This window comes from Liquorilactobacillus oeni DSM 19972, from assembly GCF_001436275.1.
GTDB classification, from domain to species: Bacteria; Bacillota; Bacilli; order Lactobacillales; family Lactobacillaceae; genus Liquorilactobacillus; species Liquorilactobacillus oeni.
In genome coordinates this window covers 830,989-847,367 of the sequence record NZ_AZEH01000039.1, presented here as the reverse complement: position 1 = coordinate 847,367, position 16,379 = coordinate 830,989, and the positions used below count along the sequence as shown (strand labels likewise).

The window sequence follows — 16,379 nt, the reverse complement described above, 5'->3', positions numbered from 1 at the left end:
TTATCCGGAATAAGTAGAGGAACTAGGCTAAAATTTCACTTTTGACCCAGCCCCAATTTTTACAAATTCAAATGTTAATTAACTCAGTAGTATATTATTTCCATTTATTAAGATATTTTGAACATAGCACAAAAAATAAATAAACCGGCAGTTTTGCAATTCTCTTGATTCTGGTTGGTTCTTGCACAAGCCGATAAAGCCATTCAATATGATGCCTTTGCCAAAATAAAGGAGCTCTTTTAGCATTTCCAGCAAGCACATCAAAGCTACCGCCAACGCCCATCCAAATGGCACAAGCCGATGAGCGGAATTTCTTAATAAAGAATTCTTGTTTAGGGAACCCTAGAGCAACAAAAACAAAGTCTGGGGAGCTTTGTCTGATTAAAGAAACAACTGTTTCAGGGTTTGTAAAATAACCATCATGGTAACCAGCGATTTTTAACCGCGGATATTTTTTCTGTATGTTTTTTTTGGCTGCTTTAACTACATCCGGTTTAGCACCTAATAAAAAAATACTCTTGATGTGCCTATCAGCGTATTGTAGCAGCGAAATTAGTGTATCAAAGCCTGTAACGCGTTCTGGCAAGGGGGATTTTAAAATCTGAGCACCCTTTATGATGCCGATACCGTCAGCTGCAGTATAGTCTGCTTGCTGTAAAACTGCTGCGTATTCAGGATGTTCACGTGCATATAAAACAATTTCAGGGTTTGCTGTTACTACAAAACAATTTTTACGTTGTTGACTGTCTAAGATTAGCTGATTAACAAGTTGACGATTAGTTATTTTTGTAAAAGAAACTCCAAGAACATCAACTGTAGCATATTTATTTTTCATGAAGAAACCCGCTTTCAAAAAATCTAGACTAAGTATAACAGAAATGACCGTTCATTGAAAAAGTGATAAAATAAACTGATGTCTATTCTATAGGCCTGTATAAATAAAAAACAACTCAGAATAACTGAGAAGGAGCACAAATAATGGTAAAGATTTACCCGGATGACAGTTATGCCCTCCACACTGATGAATATCAACTGAACATGATTCAAACATACTGGGAAAAGGGAATTGATCAGAAAAAAGCTGTTTTCGAATTATATTTTCGTAAACTGCCGTTTGAAAATGGATATGCTATTTTTGCTGGTTTGGAACGTGTAATTGAATACATAAGCAGGCTTCATTTTTCTGATACAGACTTGGCTTATCTGAAAAGTACTAATGACTTTCCTCCTGCTTTTTTAGATTATTTACGTGAGTTTAAGTTTTCAGCTACTATCAGATCAGTGGTGGAAGGTGAAGTCGTTTTTAATAATGAGCCGATTTTACAAGTAGAAGGGCCCCTTGTTGACTGTCAACTGGTAGAGACCGCAATTTTAAATGTAGTCAATTATCAGACTCTGATTGCCACCAAAGCAGCCAGAATCCGTTCTGTTGTTCATAATGATGGCATCATGGAATTTGGAACAAGAAGAGCACAAGAGTTTGATGCTGCGATTTGGGGAACACGTGCTGCTTATATAGGCGGTTTTGATGCAACAAGTAATGTTCGTGCTGGTAAAATCTTTGGGATTCCCACAAGCGGGACCCACGCACATGCTCTTGTCCAGGCTTATCGCAGTGATTATGAAGCTTTTAGTGCATATGCAGCTACGCATAAAAATTGTGTGTTTCTTGTAGATACATACGATACTTTGCGTAGTGGAGTTCCCAATGCAATTAGGGTCGCAAAAGAATTCGGAGAAAAGATTAATTTCTTGGGTGTGCGAATTGATTCAGGAGATATGGCTTATATTTCAAAAAGAGTACGAGAGCAGCTCGATGAGGCAGGTTTTCCTAATGCTAAGATATATGCTTCAAATGACCTGGATGAAAAAACGATCACTAATCTTAAAATGCAGGGCGCAAAAATAGATGTTTGGGGGGTCGGTACTAAGCTGATCACGGCTTTTGATCAGCCTGCTTTAGGTGCAGTTTATAAAATGGTTGCAATAGAAGATTCTCAAGGAGAACTTGAAGACACAATCAAATTATCAAGTAATGCTGAAAAGGTTTCCACTCCTGGCAGAAAGCAAGTTTGGCGGATTACAAAGAAAGCTGACGGTAAATCTGAGGGTGATTATATTGCACTTTGGTATGAGAACCCCACTACAGTTAAGTCTCTTTACATGTTCCACCCTCATTATACCTATATCAATAAATATGTGAGTGATTTTGATGCCCGGCCATTGTTGCAGGATATTTACCAAAATGGGAAATTAGTTTATCAGGTACCCACATTGGAAAAAATTAAAAAATATGCTCATGATCGTCTAGACAGCCTTTGGGAAGAGTACAAACGCGATTTGAACCCACAAGACTATCCGGTAGATCTTTCCCAAGACTGTTATGACAATAAAATGAAGATTATCAAAGAAATCCGTGAAAGTATTACCAAAAAAGCGTAAAATGATGTTAGATATTATTACATTAAAGCTGATTTTACTTTGGGAGGACTACCAATGAGTGAATTACAGAGAAAAATAATTAAAGAATTAAAGGTAAAACCTGAAATTGATCCCCAACAAGAGATCAGAAGAAGTGTTGATTTTATTAAGGGCTATTTGACTAAAAATTCCTTTTTAAGATCGCTTGTATTAGGAATCTCGGGAGGCCAAGATTCAACTTTGGCGGGAATACTTTGTCAAAAAGCAGTTGAAGAGCTAAGAGCGGAGACTGAGCGCAAAGATTATGAGTTTATCGCGGTCCGTCTTCCGTACGGCAACCAGGCTGATGAACAGGATGCAATGGATGCTATTGCATTTATGAAAGCCGACAAAACAATCAGAGTAAATATTAAAGCCGCTACGGATGCTGCTGTTTCAAGTATCGAGGAAAATGGGATTCTCGTGAGTGACTTTAATAAGGGTAATGTTAAAGCACGTCAACGTATGATTGCTCAATATGGAGTTGCAACTGCTAAACACGGAGCTGTTGTCGGTACCGATCATGCTGCTGAAGCTGTAACTGGTTTTTATACTAAATATGGTGATGGAGGTGCTGATATTACGCCGTTGTGGCGCTTGGACAAACGACAAGGACGTGCACTTTTAGAGCTGCTGGGGGCGCCAGAACATCTTTACAAGAAAGTGCCAACTGCTGACTTGGAAGACGGTCGTCCTGCTCTTCCGGATGAGGTTGCACTCGGAGTTACTTATGATGACATTGATGACTATCTTGAAGGGCGCAAGGTACCTGAAGATGCCGCTAAAAAGATTGAAAATTGGTATCTTAAAACTCAGCATAAGAGAAGCCTGCCAGTCACAGTTTACGATACATTTTGGAAGTAAATAAGAGCCTCGTAAATGGTTTGTTTTGTTTTTTACAATTAGTTGTAAAAACAGCCATAAGCGAGGTTTTTTCATACAGATAGGAACGATGTGCAAAGGTCGAAATCTAATGGCACAGATGTTTTTCAATGGGCATTAATAATAGCTTAAATCTGTTTCTTATAATTAGAGCGAAAGGAAAAGTTTAAATGACTGATGAGCAATTGCAAAGGCTTGTAGAAAAAACTTCTTTACAGTTTTTCTATCGGAAATTCACACACGCGGCAATCTTTAATAAACGTTTGAAAACAACTGGCGGGAGGTATTTATTAAAGACACATAATATTGAAATTAACCCGCAGATGGCTGATAAGTATGGCCAAGATATCCTCATAGGTATTATTAAGCATGAACTTTGCCACTATCATCTCCATTTGCAGCATTTGGGATACCAGCATCGTACACGTTGTTTTAAAGAACTTCTACTTCAAGTTGGTGGGCTGCGGTATGCCCCAGCACAGGATACCTGTAGATTGAAATATACTTATCGTTGTTGTGATTGCGGACAGCAGTATTTCAGAAGGAGAAGGATCAATACCACACGTTTTGTTTGTGGTCGCTGCCGTGGGAAATTGGCACTTTATTTAAAAAGAGAGCCAAAAGTACTTGCTTCTAAAACTGAGATTTGATATAATTATTTCTGTTGTTGCGGGTATGGCGGAATTGGCAGACGCGTCAGACTAAGGATCTGGTGGGCGTTACAGCCCGTGATGGTTCGAATCCATTTACCCGCATTTTAAAGGAGGGACCCAGGAAGACTTGGGTCCCTTTTATTTCGCTAAACGGCTTAATTTTAAGGATGAAAGGAAGAGGCAAATGGTCAAGTCTGTAAAACTGGCTGCAACTGCACACTATGTTCCTGAACGTGTTGTTACAAACGATGAACTCAGCAATGTTATGGAAACATCAGATGAATGGATTAAACGGCATACTGGTATTGAGACAAGACATTATGCTCTTAGAGAAAATACTTCTGACTTGTGTGCCAAGACCGCGCTGAAATTATTAAAAGAAGCTAAAATTTCTGCAGATGAGATCGATTTGATCATTGTTGCAACGATTACACCAGATGCTTTAACTCCTTCCACAGCTTCGCTTGTTCAACAGAAAATTTCAGCTACTAAAGCCTTTTCCTTTGACATTAGTGCTGCTTGTGCCGGCTTTGTCTTTGCTTTGAGCACCGCGGAAAAGTTTTTACGTCAAGGAAAATTTAAGCATGCTATAGTGATTGCGGGTGAAGTTAATTCAAAGATGATGGATTTTAAAGATAGAACATCAACTGTATTCTTTGGCGATGGAGCAGGGGGAGTACTTCTAAGTACTTGCGAAGAAGCTGCTCAGGAAGCTTTTGTAGCAGAAAAATTAGTGACAACGCCCGCTCCAGAGGTGATTCATAGCGGCCGTATTCCCGCTATGACAGAAGTTTGCTCTGAAAGCTATCCTAATTTGGATGCATTTTATCAAAATGGACATGCGGTATTTGATTTTGTGATTTCAAAAGTACCGCAACATATAAAGGATTTTTTATACGCCAATAAATTCAAGCTGTCTGAGCTGGATTCAATCATAACTCATCAAGCTAACTTAAGGCTTATTGAAAGAATAGCCAAAGAGCTTTCTCTCCCGCTAAAATTATTTGCACAAAATGTAGTTTACTATGGTAATACTTCTTCTGCGGGAATACCTATCGGCTTAGACCTTGTTTTAAAATCAAAGTATAAAGCCGGTCTGACTCTATTGACAGGATTTGGAGCTGGTCTTAGCTATGGCAGTATTTTACTGGATCTTTCACACTTTGGAGAGTAAAAGTTGATACAGTAGAGAATACGAAAAAAGCGTACTTTAAAACGAGCTGAATTTATGCATTAATTTACAAGAGGTAGGGGGCGTCGGGTGCTTAAGCATATAAAATGCAAACGTAATCTTGGCTTTTAACCATGGTATTTTCTCGATCAGACGGAATAACTGGACGCGATTATTACAAGATAATGGAAAAGAATATGCCCCTCATAAGGCACCAAAAAAAGAGTTTCATCAGGAAAAATAGAAATTTTTCCTGATGAAACTCTTTTTGGGTATAGTGAAAAATAAAAAGGAAGTGTGCCAACAATCGTTAGGCTTTGAGCATTAACTGTTAATTACGAACATAGTCCGGATTTGACTATGAGTAATTTGTGGTTAAGCGGAAAAAACTGACTATTGAAACACGTTGATATGAAATTGCAAAAGAGCCCCAAAAAACTAAGCCAAAACATAAGTTTTGACCCAGCCCCTTTCAAAAAAAGTTTAATAATTATTGTTAGTATATCCATCAGTGGTATAAGTGGAAGCAGTACCTGAACCATACTCGGTTGAAGAATTTCCTGAATATGTGCCATAACCGCTGCCTGTTGAATTAGAATAAGTTGTGCCTCCTAATTGCCCTACAAAGTTTTCAGTAGAAGGATCGAGTCCTAATTCGTTTCTGATTCGGTTTGAAACTTTCTTTTTTTCTTCAGCTGATGCAATTTGGTATGAAAGCCCATTAATCATTGCATCATCGCCCTTAAGCACATAAGATTTAATCGAGTTTGCTGCATCTTTGTAATTGGTTTCAACTGTAATCATATCATCATAAGTTAGGTCCGTTTGCATATTGTCTTCAACCGTATCCAAGATTTTCTGGTAATTAGAAAGAGATTTTACAGAAAGCAGTTTATTAACGATAGCTTTAATGACTTGTTTCTGCCGTTTTTGCCTGCCATAATCTCCTTCGGGGTCAGTGTAACGCATTCGGGAATAAGCAAGTGCTTGTTTACCGTTTAAAGTAACAGTTTTGCCTTTGGTAACATCAGCAGCGCTATATTTAAAAGTCAGCAGCGGGGTGATTGTCACCCCGTCTACTGCATCTACTAATTTGCGTAAACCCCCCATATTTACTAATAAGTAAAAATCAAGAGGAACATGCAAAGTATTTTGAACTGTTTTAACTGCTGCAGCTGTACCGCCGTTTGTATATGCAGAATTTATTTTTTCATAAGAACTTGAATCTCCGCTGACTTTGACTTGTGTGTCCCGAGGAATGCTTGTTAAGGTTGCACGTTTTGTATCAGGATTGATAGTAGCCACGATAATTGTATCTGTCCGCCCCTTATCACTGCGTCCTAAATCACCAGTGTCGGTACCAAGCAAGAGCACTGAAAACGGTTTTTTCTCTTTTAATACTTGCGAAACATTGCGCAATTTTTTTACGTTTGTTTTTTGATATGTTTTATCAAGCGTTTTTTTCGCGTCTCCCAGTAACCCGTGAGCGTAAAGGCCAGCACCATAAAAAATAACCAAAACAAGCAGCAAAGCTATTGCACAGATCTTTTTGCGTTTACTGTGTATATTGATTTTACGATGAGAATTTTTTGAGCTGCGTCTTAGGGGTGTTTCGAGAAAATCACGTTTTTCTTTTTCATTCTTATTCATAAAAAACTCCTTAACTGCACATTTCGACACTATATGTAGAATTATACTACGTAAAATACAATAAAATGAAGGCACAATGTATTTTTTAAGATAAATTAAGTAATTGCTTGTCAGAACTTTTGTTAAGTAAATTTAATCAGCTAATTGTGATATACTGATAAATGTTTATGCATCGCTAATAGGAAAAGAGATGAAATCATGGAAGTTTTTGAACATAGTGTTTCAGGCGTTTTGGTCATCTTAATAATGATCATACTAGGTTATATTCTGGCAGAAAAAGGCTGGTTCGATCAAAAATCAAAAAAATTGATTGCACGGATAGTAACCCAGATCTCTCTGCCTTGCTACATGATGGTTACGATTACAGACCGTTTTACAGCTCAAGACCTTGCTAAGATGCTTCCAGACTTGCGCTTTCCAGTAATTTCAATGTTAATCCTAATGGCATTGGCATTTGCGATTGTACAGGTTTTTAGAATCAGGAATAGCCATGCAGGTCTGTTTTCTTCGATGTTTTTTAACTCTAACACTGTTTTTGTCGGTTTGCCAATTAATCAGGCTTTGTTTGGAAGTTCAAGTGTACCGTATGTATTGATTTATTATATGGCTAATACAACTATCTTTTGGACGCTTGGGACGTATTTGATACAGCGTGATGGTACTGTTGAAACAAAGATGAGCCTGAAAAAAACACTTTCAAAGGTTTTTTCTCCACCATTGCTGGGTTTTATTATTGGAGTAATATTTGTACTACTTAAAATTAAATTGCCCATTTTTGTAAGCTCTGATCTTAGTTACATCGGAAGTTTGACAATTCCATTATCAATGATTTTTATTGGTATTTCAGTTTCACATGCCGGCTTGAAGAATATTACCTTTAAAAAAGATAATTTACTCGTTTTGCTGGGACGTTTTGTTTTTGCACCAGCTTTAATGATAGCATTAGTAATGCCTTCTGACATGCCGCTTTTGATGAAACAAGTATTTATTTTGCAATCCGCTATGCCAGTTATGACCAACGCTCCCGTTGTTGCAAGTTTGTATGGTGCTGATTCTGACTATGCTGCGGTTATGGTTACTGAGACTACGTTGATTTCACTAATCATGGTGCCGATTTTAATGGTAATTACCCAAAGTCTTTAAGGGTTGTTTTACAGAGGTTGTAAACCTGTGAATTTAACAGTAGATTTGATAAATGGTTATGCCAGATTCCTATCGGTGTAGCCATTTTTTATGCAGTTTCTACTCCACAAAACTAGATTTTGGGCTTATAAAGTGTGTCTAATACAAATCTGAAGTAATTTTAATACTCTTCATGTTCTTTAACGGTTCATAAAATATTCTTTTGAGGTACAAGAAATGTAAATTGTAACCTTTGACATAAGATTGTAATAAAGAGCGTTAAATCAACCAGAATGGGGACTTTTTGTAAATAGACTGTAATGATAAACATAGAGTTAGAATGGTAATATTATAAGCGTGGTTAGATTTTAAAATTAAAAGTTAAATATCAAATTTGATATCAGAGGTGTTCGTTAGTGAAAAGGCAAGTTATTTCTAAGATGATGGTTGCGGCGGCCGTATTTACTGCCATATTAGGGGGCGGATCTTATGTATTTGCTTCAGATACAGAGCATAAGCTTGATGAGGTTAATGCAAACATTGCTCAAAAGCAAAGTCTTGTAAATGAGGGGCAAAAAAAGCTTTCTAAATTACAGGACCAGCAGTTTAATGATGAAGCAGAAATTAAGGCATTGACAAAGAATATTAATGCACGTAAAGCAAATTTATCAGATCAGGCACGTTCTGCACAAGTTAATGATACAGGAAGTCTGATAGAGTTCGTGACAAATTCAAAAAATGTGAGTGATGCTCTAGGACGGATTGCAACAGTTGCAACGATGGTAAATGCTAATAATCAAACATTAAGCGATCAGAAGAAGGATAAATTAAAGGTTGCCGCAGATAAACAAAAGATTGATCTTGCCACAGAACAACAAAAGAAGCTGAACGAACAACTACGCAATGATATGGCAGACTTAGCAGTCCAGAAAGTTGAACTTAAAGTTAAAAAAGCAAAAGAAGATGCTGACAAGAAAAAGGCTGAAGAAGTACTTGTTGCAACAAAGCAGGCTGCTGAAACAGCAAAAAAAGCAAAAGATGAAGCAACAGCAGCCCAGGCATTGGCAACAGCTAATAAAGCTGCAGCAGCAGATACTAAAAACATGGTTAATAACGACAGCGGCAATGCTACCAGCAAAAGTAACAATAATACTAACACTGTAGCTAACAATACTAATGCTGCTGTTCAAACCGTTGCAGTTAAAAGCACTAATACAGTTTCCACTCCTAAAACAAATATGGATACCAGTTCAGTTGTAGGTGCTGCCCTTTCTTTAACTAGAATGGGAATTCCATATGTTTGGGGAGGAGAATCTCTTTCTGGGATGGATTGTTCTGGATTGACAGCTTATGTTTATAGTCAGTTTGGTGTTAGCTTACCGCATAATACAGTGGCACAAGAGGGTTATGTTACATATGAAAGTGTTTCGCAAGCGCAACCCGGTGATCTATTATTTTGGGGCTCAAAGGGCGGCTCATATCACGTTGCAATTTATATCGGCGGCGGACAATTTGTGCATGCTCCGACAGAAGGCAAAAATGTTTCTGTTGGGAGCATAGGCACCTTCGCACCAAGCTTTGCCGGACACATCAAGTAATTTTTACTGATATAGAATAATATATTATTAAGAAGGGACTGGGTCAAAACTTATGTTTTGGCTCAGTTTTTCGTGCTCTCTTGCAGTTTCCGTATTAACATATTTTAATAATCAGTCTTTTCTGCTTAACCACTAATTACTCATAGTCAAATTTTAACTATGTTCTTAATTTTTAGTTAATGCTCAGAGCCGTTGGCACACTCCTTTTTATTTTTCAAGAGTATTTCCCAAGGTTTTATTCAATAATTGGTTCAGTTTTGTTATTATAATGGTGGATTGTAATTTAAAGGAGCGGTCATATGGTAAAGTTGGTTTTGCTACGTCACGGCCAAAGTATTGCGAATAAAGAAAATGAATATACTGGATGGACAGATGCACCATTAACGAAGAAAGGCGAGTTTCAGGCAAAAGAAGCAGGAGAACTTTTACGAAAAACAAAGATAACTTTTAAGCAGCTACATACATCTGTTTTGTCAAGAGCTATTAAGACCGCTGATATTGTTTTAGACCAAATTGGTCAAAGCAACATACCTGTATTGAAAAGCTGGCGCTTGAATGAAAGACACTATGGAGCATTACGGGGGTTAAATAAGAATTGGACCCGTAAGGTCTACGGGGATAGACAAGTAGCTTTATGGCGGCGCAGTTTTACTACTGTACCGCCACTGATGGATGAAACTGACAATGATCGGCGTTATCATGCCTATCCGCAGTCAATTTTACCGCGAGCAGAAAGTTTAAAAATGGCTTCTGATAGAATTATTCCTTATTGGGTGGATAAGATTGCACCGCAACTTTTACATGGAAATAACCAATTGATTGTTGCACATGGAAGTACGTTGCGTGCTTTGATAAAGTATATAGAAGAAATTGATGATGAAGAAATCGACGGAGTGGAAGTTGCAAATGGTACGCCGATTATTTACGAACTTGATAATAAATTACGAATAGTGAAGGAAAAAATTCTCAAAAGCGAGCACACGATATATTAACTGGTGGCTGTTATTTATTAAATGGGTTTTCTCTAGATAAGACAGGTTATTTTTGTTTCTATAAATAATAAAAAGCATTTCAAAGTCGCACATTGAGGCCGACTTGGAATGCTTTTTATTTTGTTCGAATTGATTAACTGGTTAACTAGTTTAAATTTAAATAAAGGTCGGTACTTATTTATGCAAGTGAACCCATTGGATCCCAAGGAGCAAGGACTTTTGGATCTTCTTTAAGTACCTCTTGTAATTCAGCAGGCAGGTATTTCTTGTTTACAACAACCTGATAGCAATACTCGTTCATCCAATTATTGCTCATAACAAAAAATCCTTCATTACCAACTTTTTTACCCCAGGAGTTCTCAACTTTCCATTTGGTTGGCTTGCCGTCGACCAAATCAACACCTGTAAGAACCATTGCATGGGTCATAAGACTTTGACTATAGTCAAGGCGTTCTGCTTTAGACATCTGAAGATCAACATCGAAGAGTTCACCTTTGCGGTATAGCCCTGTTTCCATAATACCTTTTTGTCTATCAGATTCTTTTCCAACATCACACCCGAACCAAACACTTTCGCCTTGTTGAAGCTGTTTAATAGCAACATTACGAAAAGTTTCCATGTTCACATTTAAATGACGGACCTGACGACCGTCAACTACGTTGCCCAGCATTTCTACCGTATACATGTGTTTATACGGTTTGTCAGCAGTTGGTCCATTTATAATAGAAACATAATCGTCTAAGTTCCAGCCAACATATTTCTTGAAGAAATCAAGCGCAGTCAAATTACGATCAAGATGATATTTTTTTTCTGCATCGCGATATTCAAAATCAAAATGTACAGGTGGTTCGCCAAAGCTATACGCCAACATTCGATAATTTTCATCTAATAATTCTTCTTTGAAGGCTTCGAGCTTCTCCTCAGTTGTTTTTTGAGCAGCTAACTTCCGCAACGCAACGGCGTCTTTGCGTAATTTTAGATTAAAGGTGCTGTTGAATTCACTTGATTTTGAGGAATTATATGTTTCCGGCATTGCAGACTTAGGAACTACACCATATTTTTGGATGATAGAAACAATCATATCCCACTGACCGCCGTCTTGCTGCGGTGTTTCCATAAGCCATGCAACTTTACGATCAGAGGTAGGCAAATCAGCGGTTGCAAGGACATTTTCGTAAAAATAATTTGCCTTTTCAAGTTTATCCCAAAAATAAGTATAGTTTTGAGATAACTCAAAATCTTTAGGCACATTAAACTTGTTCTTTATTTCGTGACGCATTGTATTTAAGGCTGCAAACATCCAACAACGGCCGGATTGTTTCTGATTAGCGACATCTCCTGTATCAAGATCAATTGAGAAAACTGGTGTCATTTTTGACTCAGCGTGATAATCAACAGCAGAAGCTAAAACACCATTTTTTGTGACTGTCCTTTCTAAAATCTGGTGCTCAGGACGTTTTTGCAATGATTCTTTGAATTTAGATAATTGTTGGTTCATAATTGCTTTAGTCAATTAGCTCACTCTCCTAAGAAAAAGATATAAAGTATTATATGCTAAAAAAAGTAGTCCGTAAATACCGAGTAGAGTCAGCGCGCTTCAAATACTCGCGGACCATCATCATAACCGGCGACAACAGTGTTGACAGTGTTTAAAAACAGACCGTGTTCAACTACTCCTACTTGACTCTTTAAGTAGGTAGCCATTTTTTCAGGCTTGCTGATTTTACCTAAATGAAGGTCAATGATGAAGTTTCCTGAATCAGTTTTCCGTTTTTCGCCCATTGTTGTAATCCGAAATTCCGGATGGAATCCTTTAGCTTTAAAACTGGAAAATAACTGCCGGCTTCCGTAGGGGATAACCTCAACGGGAAGTGGGAATGCTCCCAACTGATCAACAAGTTTGCTTTGGTCAACGATCCAGATATTTTTTTTCGAATTTGTGGCAACTATTTTTTCAAAAAGCAAAGCAGCCCCGCCGCCTTTGATTCCTTGATAATCGGAACTGATTTCATCTGCGCCGTCGATTGTCAGGTCAATGTGATCAACTGCATCTACAGATTTCAGTTTAATACCTAAAAGTCGCGCTTGATTCGCCGTTTGATTAGAAGTCACAACACCAGTAATATTTAAATGCTCATTTTTGATTTTACGAGCAAGTGCATTAATCATATATTTAACAGTAGAACCAGTTCCAAGTCCTACAATCATTCCATCGTGAATCCAATCGACAGCTTTGTAACCAACTAATTTTTTTAATTCATCTTGTTTCATATTATCCTCCCTAGTCAACTTTTATCTGCCAGTAAATAGCGGTATTCAGAGTTTCTTTGAAAAAAGGATTGTGTATACGGGCATAAAGGAAGGACTTTCTTTTTTTGTTCTGTTACTCGTTGCAAAAATTCTTTTGTGATTTTACCAGCTAAGCCCTTTCCGCGCTCTTTTTCTGAAACCCAAGTGTGTTCGACGACATAAGTTTGATTATCATTTATCAGTTTAAAACCAATATGTGCCACTGGTGTTTTATCAGTTTGAGAACGATAATAGTCAAAAGCGTTTCCATTCCAAACAGCAAGCATACTATCACCTCATTTTTATTTAATTATATCATAGTAAATAACTTCCTGTATCTAGGCTGTAAATGATGATAGAATAAAAATATTAAGCGAAAAGAGAGTGTGATTTTTTTGAAAAGAGGATTTGAAATTGTCAGCAAATATGTAAAAAAGGGACTGCGTCTTCCAGTAAGAGCCACTCAAAATGCGGCTGGTTATGATTTTTACGTCGCAGAAGATTTTGTGATCCCAAGTATTTGGAAACTTAAGTTTATAAAAATTTTGTGGAAACTAGCTACTCAAAAAAAGATTGAAAAAAATGAGCAGGTTGCTGCACAAAAAGTCCTGAAACCTTTTTTAGTGCCGACTGGTATCAAAGCCTATATGCAGCCAAACGAATTTTTGCTGCTTGCTAATCGCTCCAGCAATCCATTAAAACGTAGTCTGGTTTTGCCTAATGGGGTCGGAATTGTTGATGCTGATTATTATAATAATCCAAACAATGAAGGTGAAATTTTCTTTCAGCTTATTAATTTTGGAATCCATGATTTGTGCTTAAAAAAAGGAGAGCGGGTTGGGCAAGGGATCTTTGTGCCTTTTTTATTGGCTGATGGGGAAGAAAAAGTTATCAAGAAACGAACAGGTGGTTTTGGGTCTTCAGGACGTTAAGCTAAAGTTATACAAAATTTAATTTTAATTTCTATGTATTCGTTTTTTGAGACAGCTAATTAAAGAAAGAAGGACGACTTGTGGTAAAAGTGAAAACGCAATATGTGTGTCAAAATTGTGGATACACATCGCCGCGTTACTTGGGGCGCTGTCCAAACTGCGGTTCTTGGAATACATTGACGGAAGAACTTAAAGAACGCACACAGGAAAAGAAGACAGCGCGTGTTAATTTCAGCGGCAATAGTGTTAAACCGCAGAAACTGCAAGACGTCAGTATTCAAGAAAATCCGCGGGTAAAGACAGATTCTCAAGAGCTGGACCGCGTCCTAGGAGGCGGAATTGTTCCCGGTTCGCTTATTTTAATAGGCGGTGATCCTGGAATCGGAAAATCAACTCTTTTGTTGCAGCTTTCAGGTCAACTAGCAGCAAAGCAGAATAAGGTGTTGTATGTTTCGGGAGAAGAAAGTGCTGTACAGATAAAATTACGTGCACAAAGACTGGGAGTAAACGGCGACCGGTTCTATCTTTATCCAGAAACAGATATGCCGAGTATCCATCGTTATATTGAACAGATGCACCCGGATTTTGTTGTAATCGACTCTGTTCAAACAATGCAAGAGCCTGAGATGTCTTCGGCAATCGGCAGCATTTCTCAGATAAGAGAAGTTACTGCAGAACTGCTTCAAATTGCTAAAACAAACGGAGTTACAATTTTTGTTGTTGGCCATGTAACTAAGGGCGGTGCGATTGCCGGCCCCAAAATTTTAGAACATATGGTGGATACAGTTTTATATTTTGAAGGAGATTTACACCATGCATACCGTATTTTGCGTGCTGTTAAAAATCGTTTTGGATCCACAAATGAAATTGGCATTTTTGAAATGAAAGAAAATGGATTAGCAGAAGTTCCCAATCCTTCTGAAATTTTTTTAGAAGAACGGCTTAAGGGAGCTACTGGTTCGGCCATTGTTGTATCGCTTGAAGGTACACGTCCTATTTTAGTTGAAGTGCAAGCTTTGGTTACTCCAACGGCTTTTGGAAATGCCAAAAGAACCTCAACGGGACTAGATCATAATCGAATTTCACTGATAATGGCTGTTTTGGAAAAACGCGCAGGCCTTTTATTGCAGAACCAAGATGCATATTTAAAGGCAGCTGGTGGAGTAAAGTTAGATGAGCCTGCTATTGACCTTGCAATTGCGGTTAGTATTGCTTCCAGTTATCGTGATACTGAAACACGTCCCACAGATTGTTTTATCGGCGAACTGGGGCTTACAGGTGAAATCAGAAGAGTTAATCGAATTGAGCAAAGAGTAGCTGAGGCTGCTAAGTTGGGCTTTAAGCGTGTAATCCTTCCTAAGAATAATGCAACTGGTTGGACTGCCCCTTCCCAGATAGAGATTGTTGGTGTTTCAACGTTAGGACAGGCTTTAAAAGCAGTTTTTAACTAATTCAGAAAGGAAAAAGGAAAATGAGAAAAAAAATGATCAAAGTTGTTCTTGCAGTCCTTGGAATAGGTGCAGGATACACTTTTTTGCCATATTTATGGTTGCTATTAGATGTGCAAGATAATTTTTGGCTGAATAATTTTATTGTTAATATTTTACTTGGCCTTGCAATTATGTATATTGTGTCGCTTTTTGTAACAGATCCTTTAGAAAGACTGATTAAGAGAATTGAAGTTAATCTAGCACATCAGAGCCCGTACGTGATTATTTCGACTAGTATCTCAATTTTGGTAGGCCTTGTTATTGCGGTATTGCTTTCTACTCTTTTTTCGCATTCGCAATTATTCCTTTTAAATACTGTAATACCTATAATTTTGATGGTTATTATGAGCTATCTTGGTTACATTGTAGGCAGAAATCATCTTGATTTCATTAAAAGATTAGTTACTCAACGGCGCAAATCTGAAAAAGCAGTTGATGGTGCTCCACAGAATATTTTAGAGCGCAAAGCTGGGGAAAATTTTCATAGGATCAAACTACTAGATACTAATATACTGATTGATGGCCGTATTTATGATTTAGTTAATACAGGATTTATTGAGGGCACACTTTTGGTACCAAATTTTGTGCTGTATGAACTGCAGTATATTGCTGACTCAGCAGACAGCATTAAGAGAGTACGCGGCAGAAGAGGACTTGATATTTTAAATAAATTGCGTAGTGAACTGAAAATACCCGTTGAGATGTACGAAGGCGATTTTGAAGATATTCAAGAAGTGGACAGTAAGCTGATAAAGTTGGCGAAGCTGCTTGATGCTGTGATCGTAACAAATGATTACAATTTAAACAAAGTCAGTGAGTTTCAAAACGTTGAAGTTTTGAACGTTAATGCACTTGCTAAAGCATTAAAGCCTAGAGTGGTTCCTGGTGAGAAAATGACGGTAACAGTTATTAAAAAGGGGACGGAGCGCCAACAAGGGGTGGCCTACCTTGATGATGGGACCATGATTGTAGTTGAAGATGGCCGTTACTATATTAATCAACCACTCGAAGTAGTTGTTACTAGTGCTTTACAAACCGATGCTGGTCGGATGATTTTTGCTAAACCAGTTCATGCAACTCGTGGGCTAAAAGAAAAAAATTAAACAAAAATAAGACTGTTGGTTTATTTTTCCTTTTATT

At 37.7% G+C, this 16,379-nt stretch carries 15 protein-coding genes and 1 tRNA gene; 11 read left to right on the top strand and 5 right to left on the bottom strand.

The genetic code is table 11. The annotated features are described in order from the left end of the window. Positions 1–94 precede the first annotated feature (94 nt). A complete protein-coding gene (locus tag FD46_RS09140) occupies positions 95–835 on the bottom strand; it encodes a WecB/TagA/CpsF family glycosyltransferase (protein ID WP_057896840.1) in 741 nt (246 codons plus the stop codon). Between the two features lie 143 nt (positions 836–978). Between FD46_RS09140 and FD46_RS09135 the strand changes: the two genes are divergently transcribed. The 5 genes from FD46_RS09135 to FD46_RS09115 all read left to right on the top strand — a co-directional run bounded on the left by FD46_RS09135 (position 979) and on the right by FD46_RS09115 (position 5,169). Beyond that, positions 979–2,442, top strand: a complete 1,464-nt coding sequence (locus tag FD46_RS09135) for a nicotinate phosphoribosyltransferase (protein WP_057896839.1) — start codon at positions 979–981, stop codon at positions 2,440–2,442. 54 nt (positions 2,443–2,496) lie between these two features. Continuing rightward, positions 2,497–3,324 carry an ammonia-dependent NAD(+) synthetase gene (gene nadE / locus FD46_RS09130; protein WP_057896838.1) on the top strand — a complete coding sequence of 276 codons (828 nt, stop codon included), beginning with the start codon at positions 2,497–2,499 and terminating at the stop codon, positions 3,322–3,324. Positions 3,325–3,512: 188 nt separating this feature from the next. After that, the gene (locus tag FD46_RS09125) at positions 3,513–3,992 is read left to right on the top strand and encodes a SprT family protein (protein WP_057896837.1); all 480 of its coding nucleotides are present in this window, start codon (positions 3,513–3,515) and stop codon (positions 3,990–3,992) included. Between the two features lie 19 nt (positions 3,993–4,011). Further along, positions 4,012–4,097: transfer RNA gene (locus FD46_RS09120), tRNA-Leu, on the top strand. Between the two features lie 82 nt (positions 4,098–4,179). After that, positions 4,180–5,169 carry a beta-ketoacyl-ACP synthase III gene (locus FD46_RS09115; RefSeq protein ID WP_057896885.1) on the top strand — a complete coding sequence of 330 codons (990 nt, stop codon included), beginning with the start codon at positions 4,180–4,182 and terminating at the stop codon, positions 5,167–5,169. Between the two features lie 480 nt (positions 5,170–5,649). On the opposite strand, the gene FD46_RS09110 is transcribed toward FD46_RS09115, so the two are convergent. Next, a complete protein-coding gene (locus tag FD46_RS09110; protein ID WP_057896836.1) occupies positions 5,650–6,816 on the bottom strand; it encodes an LCP family glycopolymer transferase in 1,167 nt (388 codons plus the stop codon). Positions 6,817–7,014: 198 nt separating this feature from the next. Between FD46_RS09110 and FD46_RS09105 the strand changes: the two genes are divergently transcribed. The 3 genes from FD46_RS09105 to FD46_RS09095 all read left to right on the top strand — a co-directional run bounded on the left by FD46_RS09105 (position 7,015) and on the right by FD46_RS09095 (position 10,528). Then, complete coding sequence (locus tag FD46_RS09105) at positions 7,015–7,959, top strand: AEC family transporter (protein ID WP_057896835.1); 945 nt, start codon at positions 7,015–7,017, stop codon at positions 7,957–7,959. Between the two features lie 395 nt (positions 7,960–8,354). Further along, the gene (locus FD46_RS09100; RefSeq protein ID WP_057896834.1) at positions 8,355–9,536 is read left to right on the top strand and encodes a C40 family peptidase; all 1,182 of its coding nucleotides are present in this window, start codon (positions 8,355–8,357) and stop codon (positions 9,534–9,536) included. Between the two features lie 299 nt (positions 9,537–9,835). Next, positions 9,836–10,528 (top strand): 2,3-bisphosphoglycerate-dependent phosphoglycerate mutase, encoded by a 693-nt coding sequence (locus FD46_RS09095; protein WP_057896833.1) that lies wholly within the window; start codon positions 9,836–9,838, stop codon positions 10,526–10,528. A 178-nt stretch (positions 10,529–10,706) separates the two neighbouring features. On the opposite strand, the gene FD46_RS09090 is transcribed toward FD46_RS09095, so the two are convergent. The 3 genes from FD46_RS09090 to FD46_RS09080 all read right to left on the bottom strand — a co-directional run bounded on the left by FD46_RS09090 (position 10,707) and on the right by FD46_RS09080 (position 13,104). Beyond that, on the bottom strand, positions 10,707–12,041 hold the full coding sequence (locus FD46_RS09090; RefSeq protein ID WP_057896832.1) for a C1 family peptidase: 1,335 nt from the start codon (positions 12,039–12,041) through the stop codon (positions 10,707–10,709). A 74-nt stretch (positions 12,042–12,115) separates the two neighbouring features. Further along, positions 12,116–12,799 carry a ribose-5-phosphate isomerase RpiA gene (gene rpiA / locus FD46_RS09085; protein WP_057896831.1) on the bottom strand — a complete coding sequence of 228 codons (684 nt, stop codon included), beginning with the start codon at positions 12,797–12,799 and terminating at the stop codon, positions 12,116–12,118. Between the two features lie 14 nt (positions 12,800–12,813). Further along, a complete protein-coding gene (locus FD46_RS09080) occupies positions 12,814–13,104 on the bottom strand; it encodes a GNAT family N-acetyltransferase (RefSeq protein WP_057896830.1) in 291 nt (96 codons plus the stop codon). A gap of 108 nt (positions 13,105–13,212) precedes the next feature. Between FD46_RS09080 and FD46_RS09075 the strand changes: the two genes are divergently transcribed. The 3 genes from FD46_RS09075 to FD46_RS09065 all read left to right on the top strand — a co-directional run bounded on the left by FD46_RS09075 (position 13,213) and on the right by FD46_RS09065 (position 16,342). Continuing rightward, entirely contained in the window at positions 13,213–13,749 is a 537-nt protein-coding gene (locus tag FD46_RS09075) for a dCTP deaminase/dUTPase family protein (RefSeq protein WP_057896829.1), read from the top strand. A gap of 80 nt (positions 13,750–13,829) precedes the next feature. Beyond that, a complete protein-coding gene (gene radA / locus FD46_RS09070; protein WP_057896828.1) occupies positions 13,830–15,200 on the top strand; it encodes a DNA repair protein RadA in 1,371 nt (456 codons plus the stop codon). 20 nt (positions 15,201–15,220) lie between these two features. Further along, positions 15,221–16,342, top strand: coding sequence for a PIN/TRAM domain-containing protein (locus FD46_RS09065; RefSeq protein WP_057896827.1), 1,122 nt, complete (start codon positions 15,221–15,223; stop codon positions 16,340–16,342). The last annotated feature ends 37 nt before the right edge of the window (positions 16,343–16,379 follow it).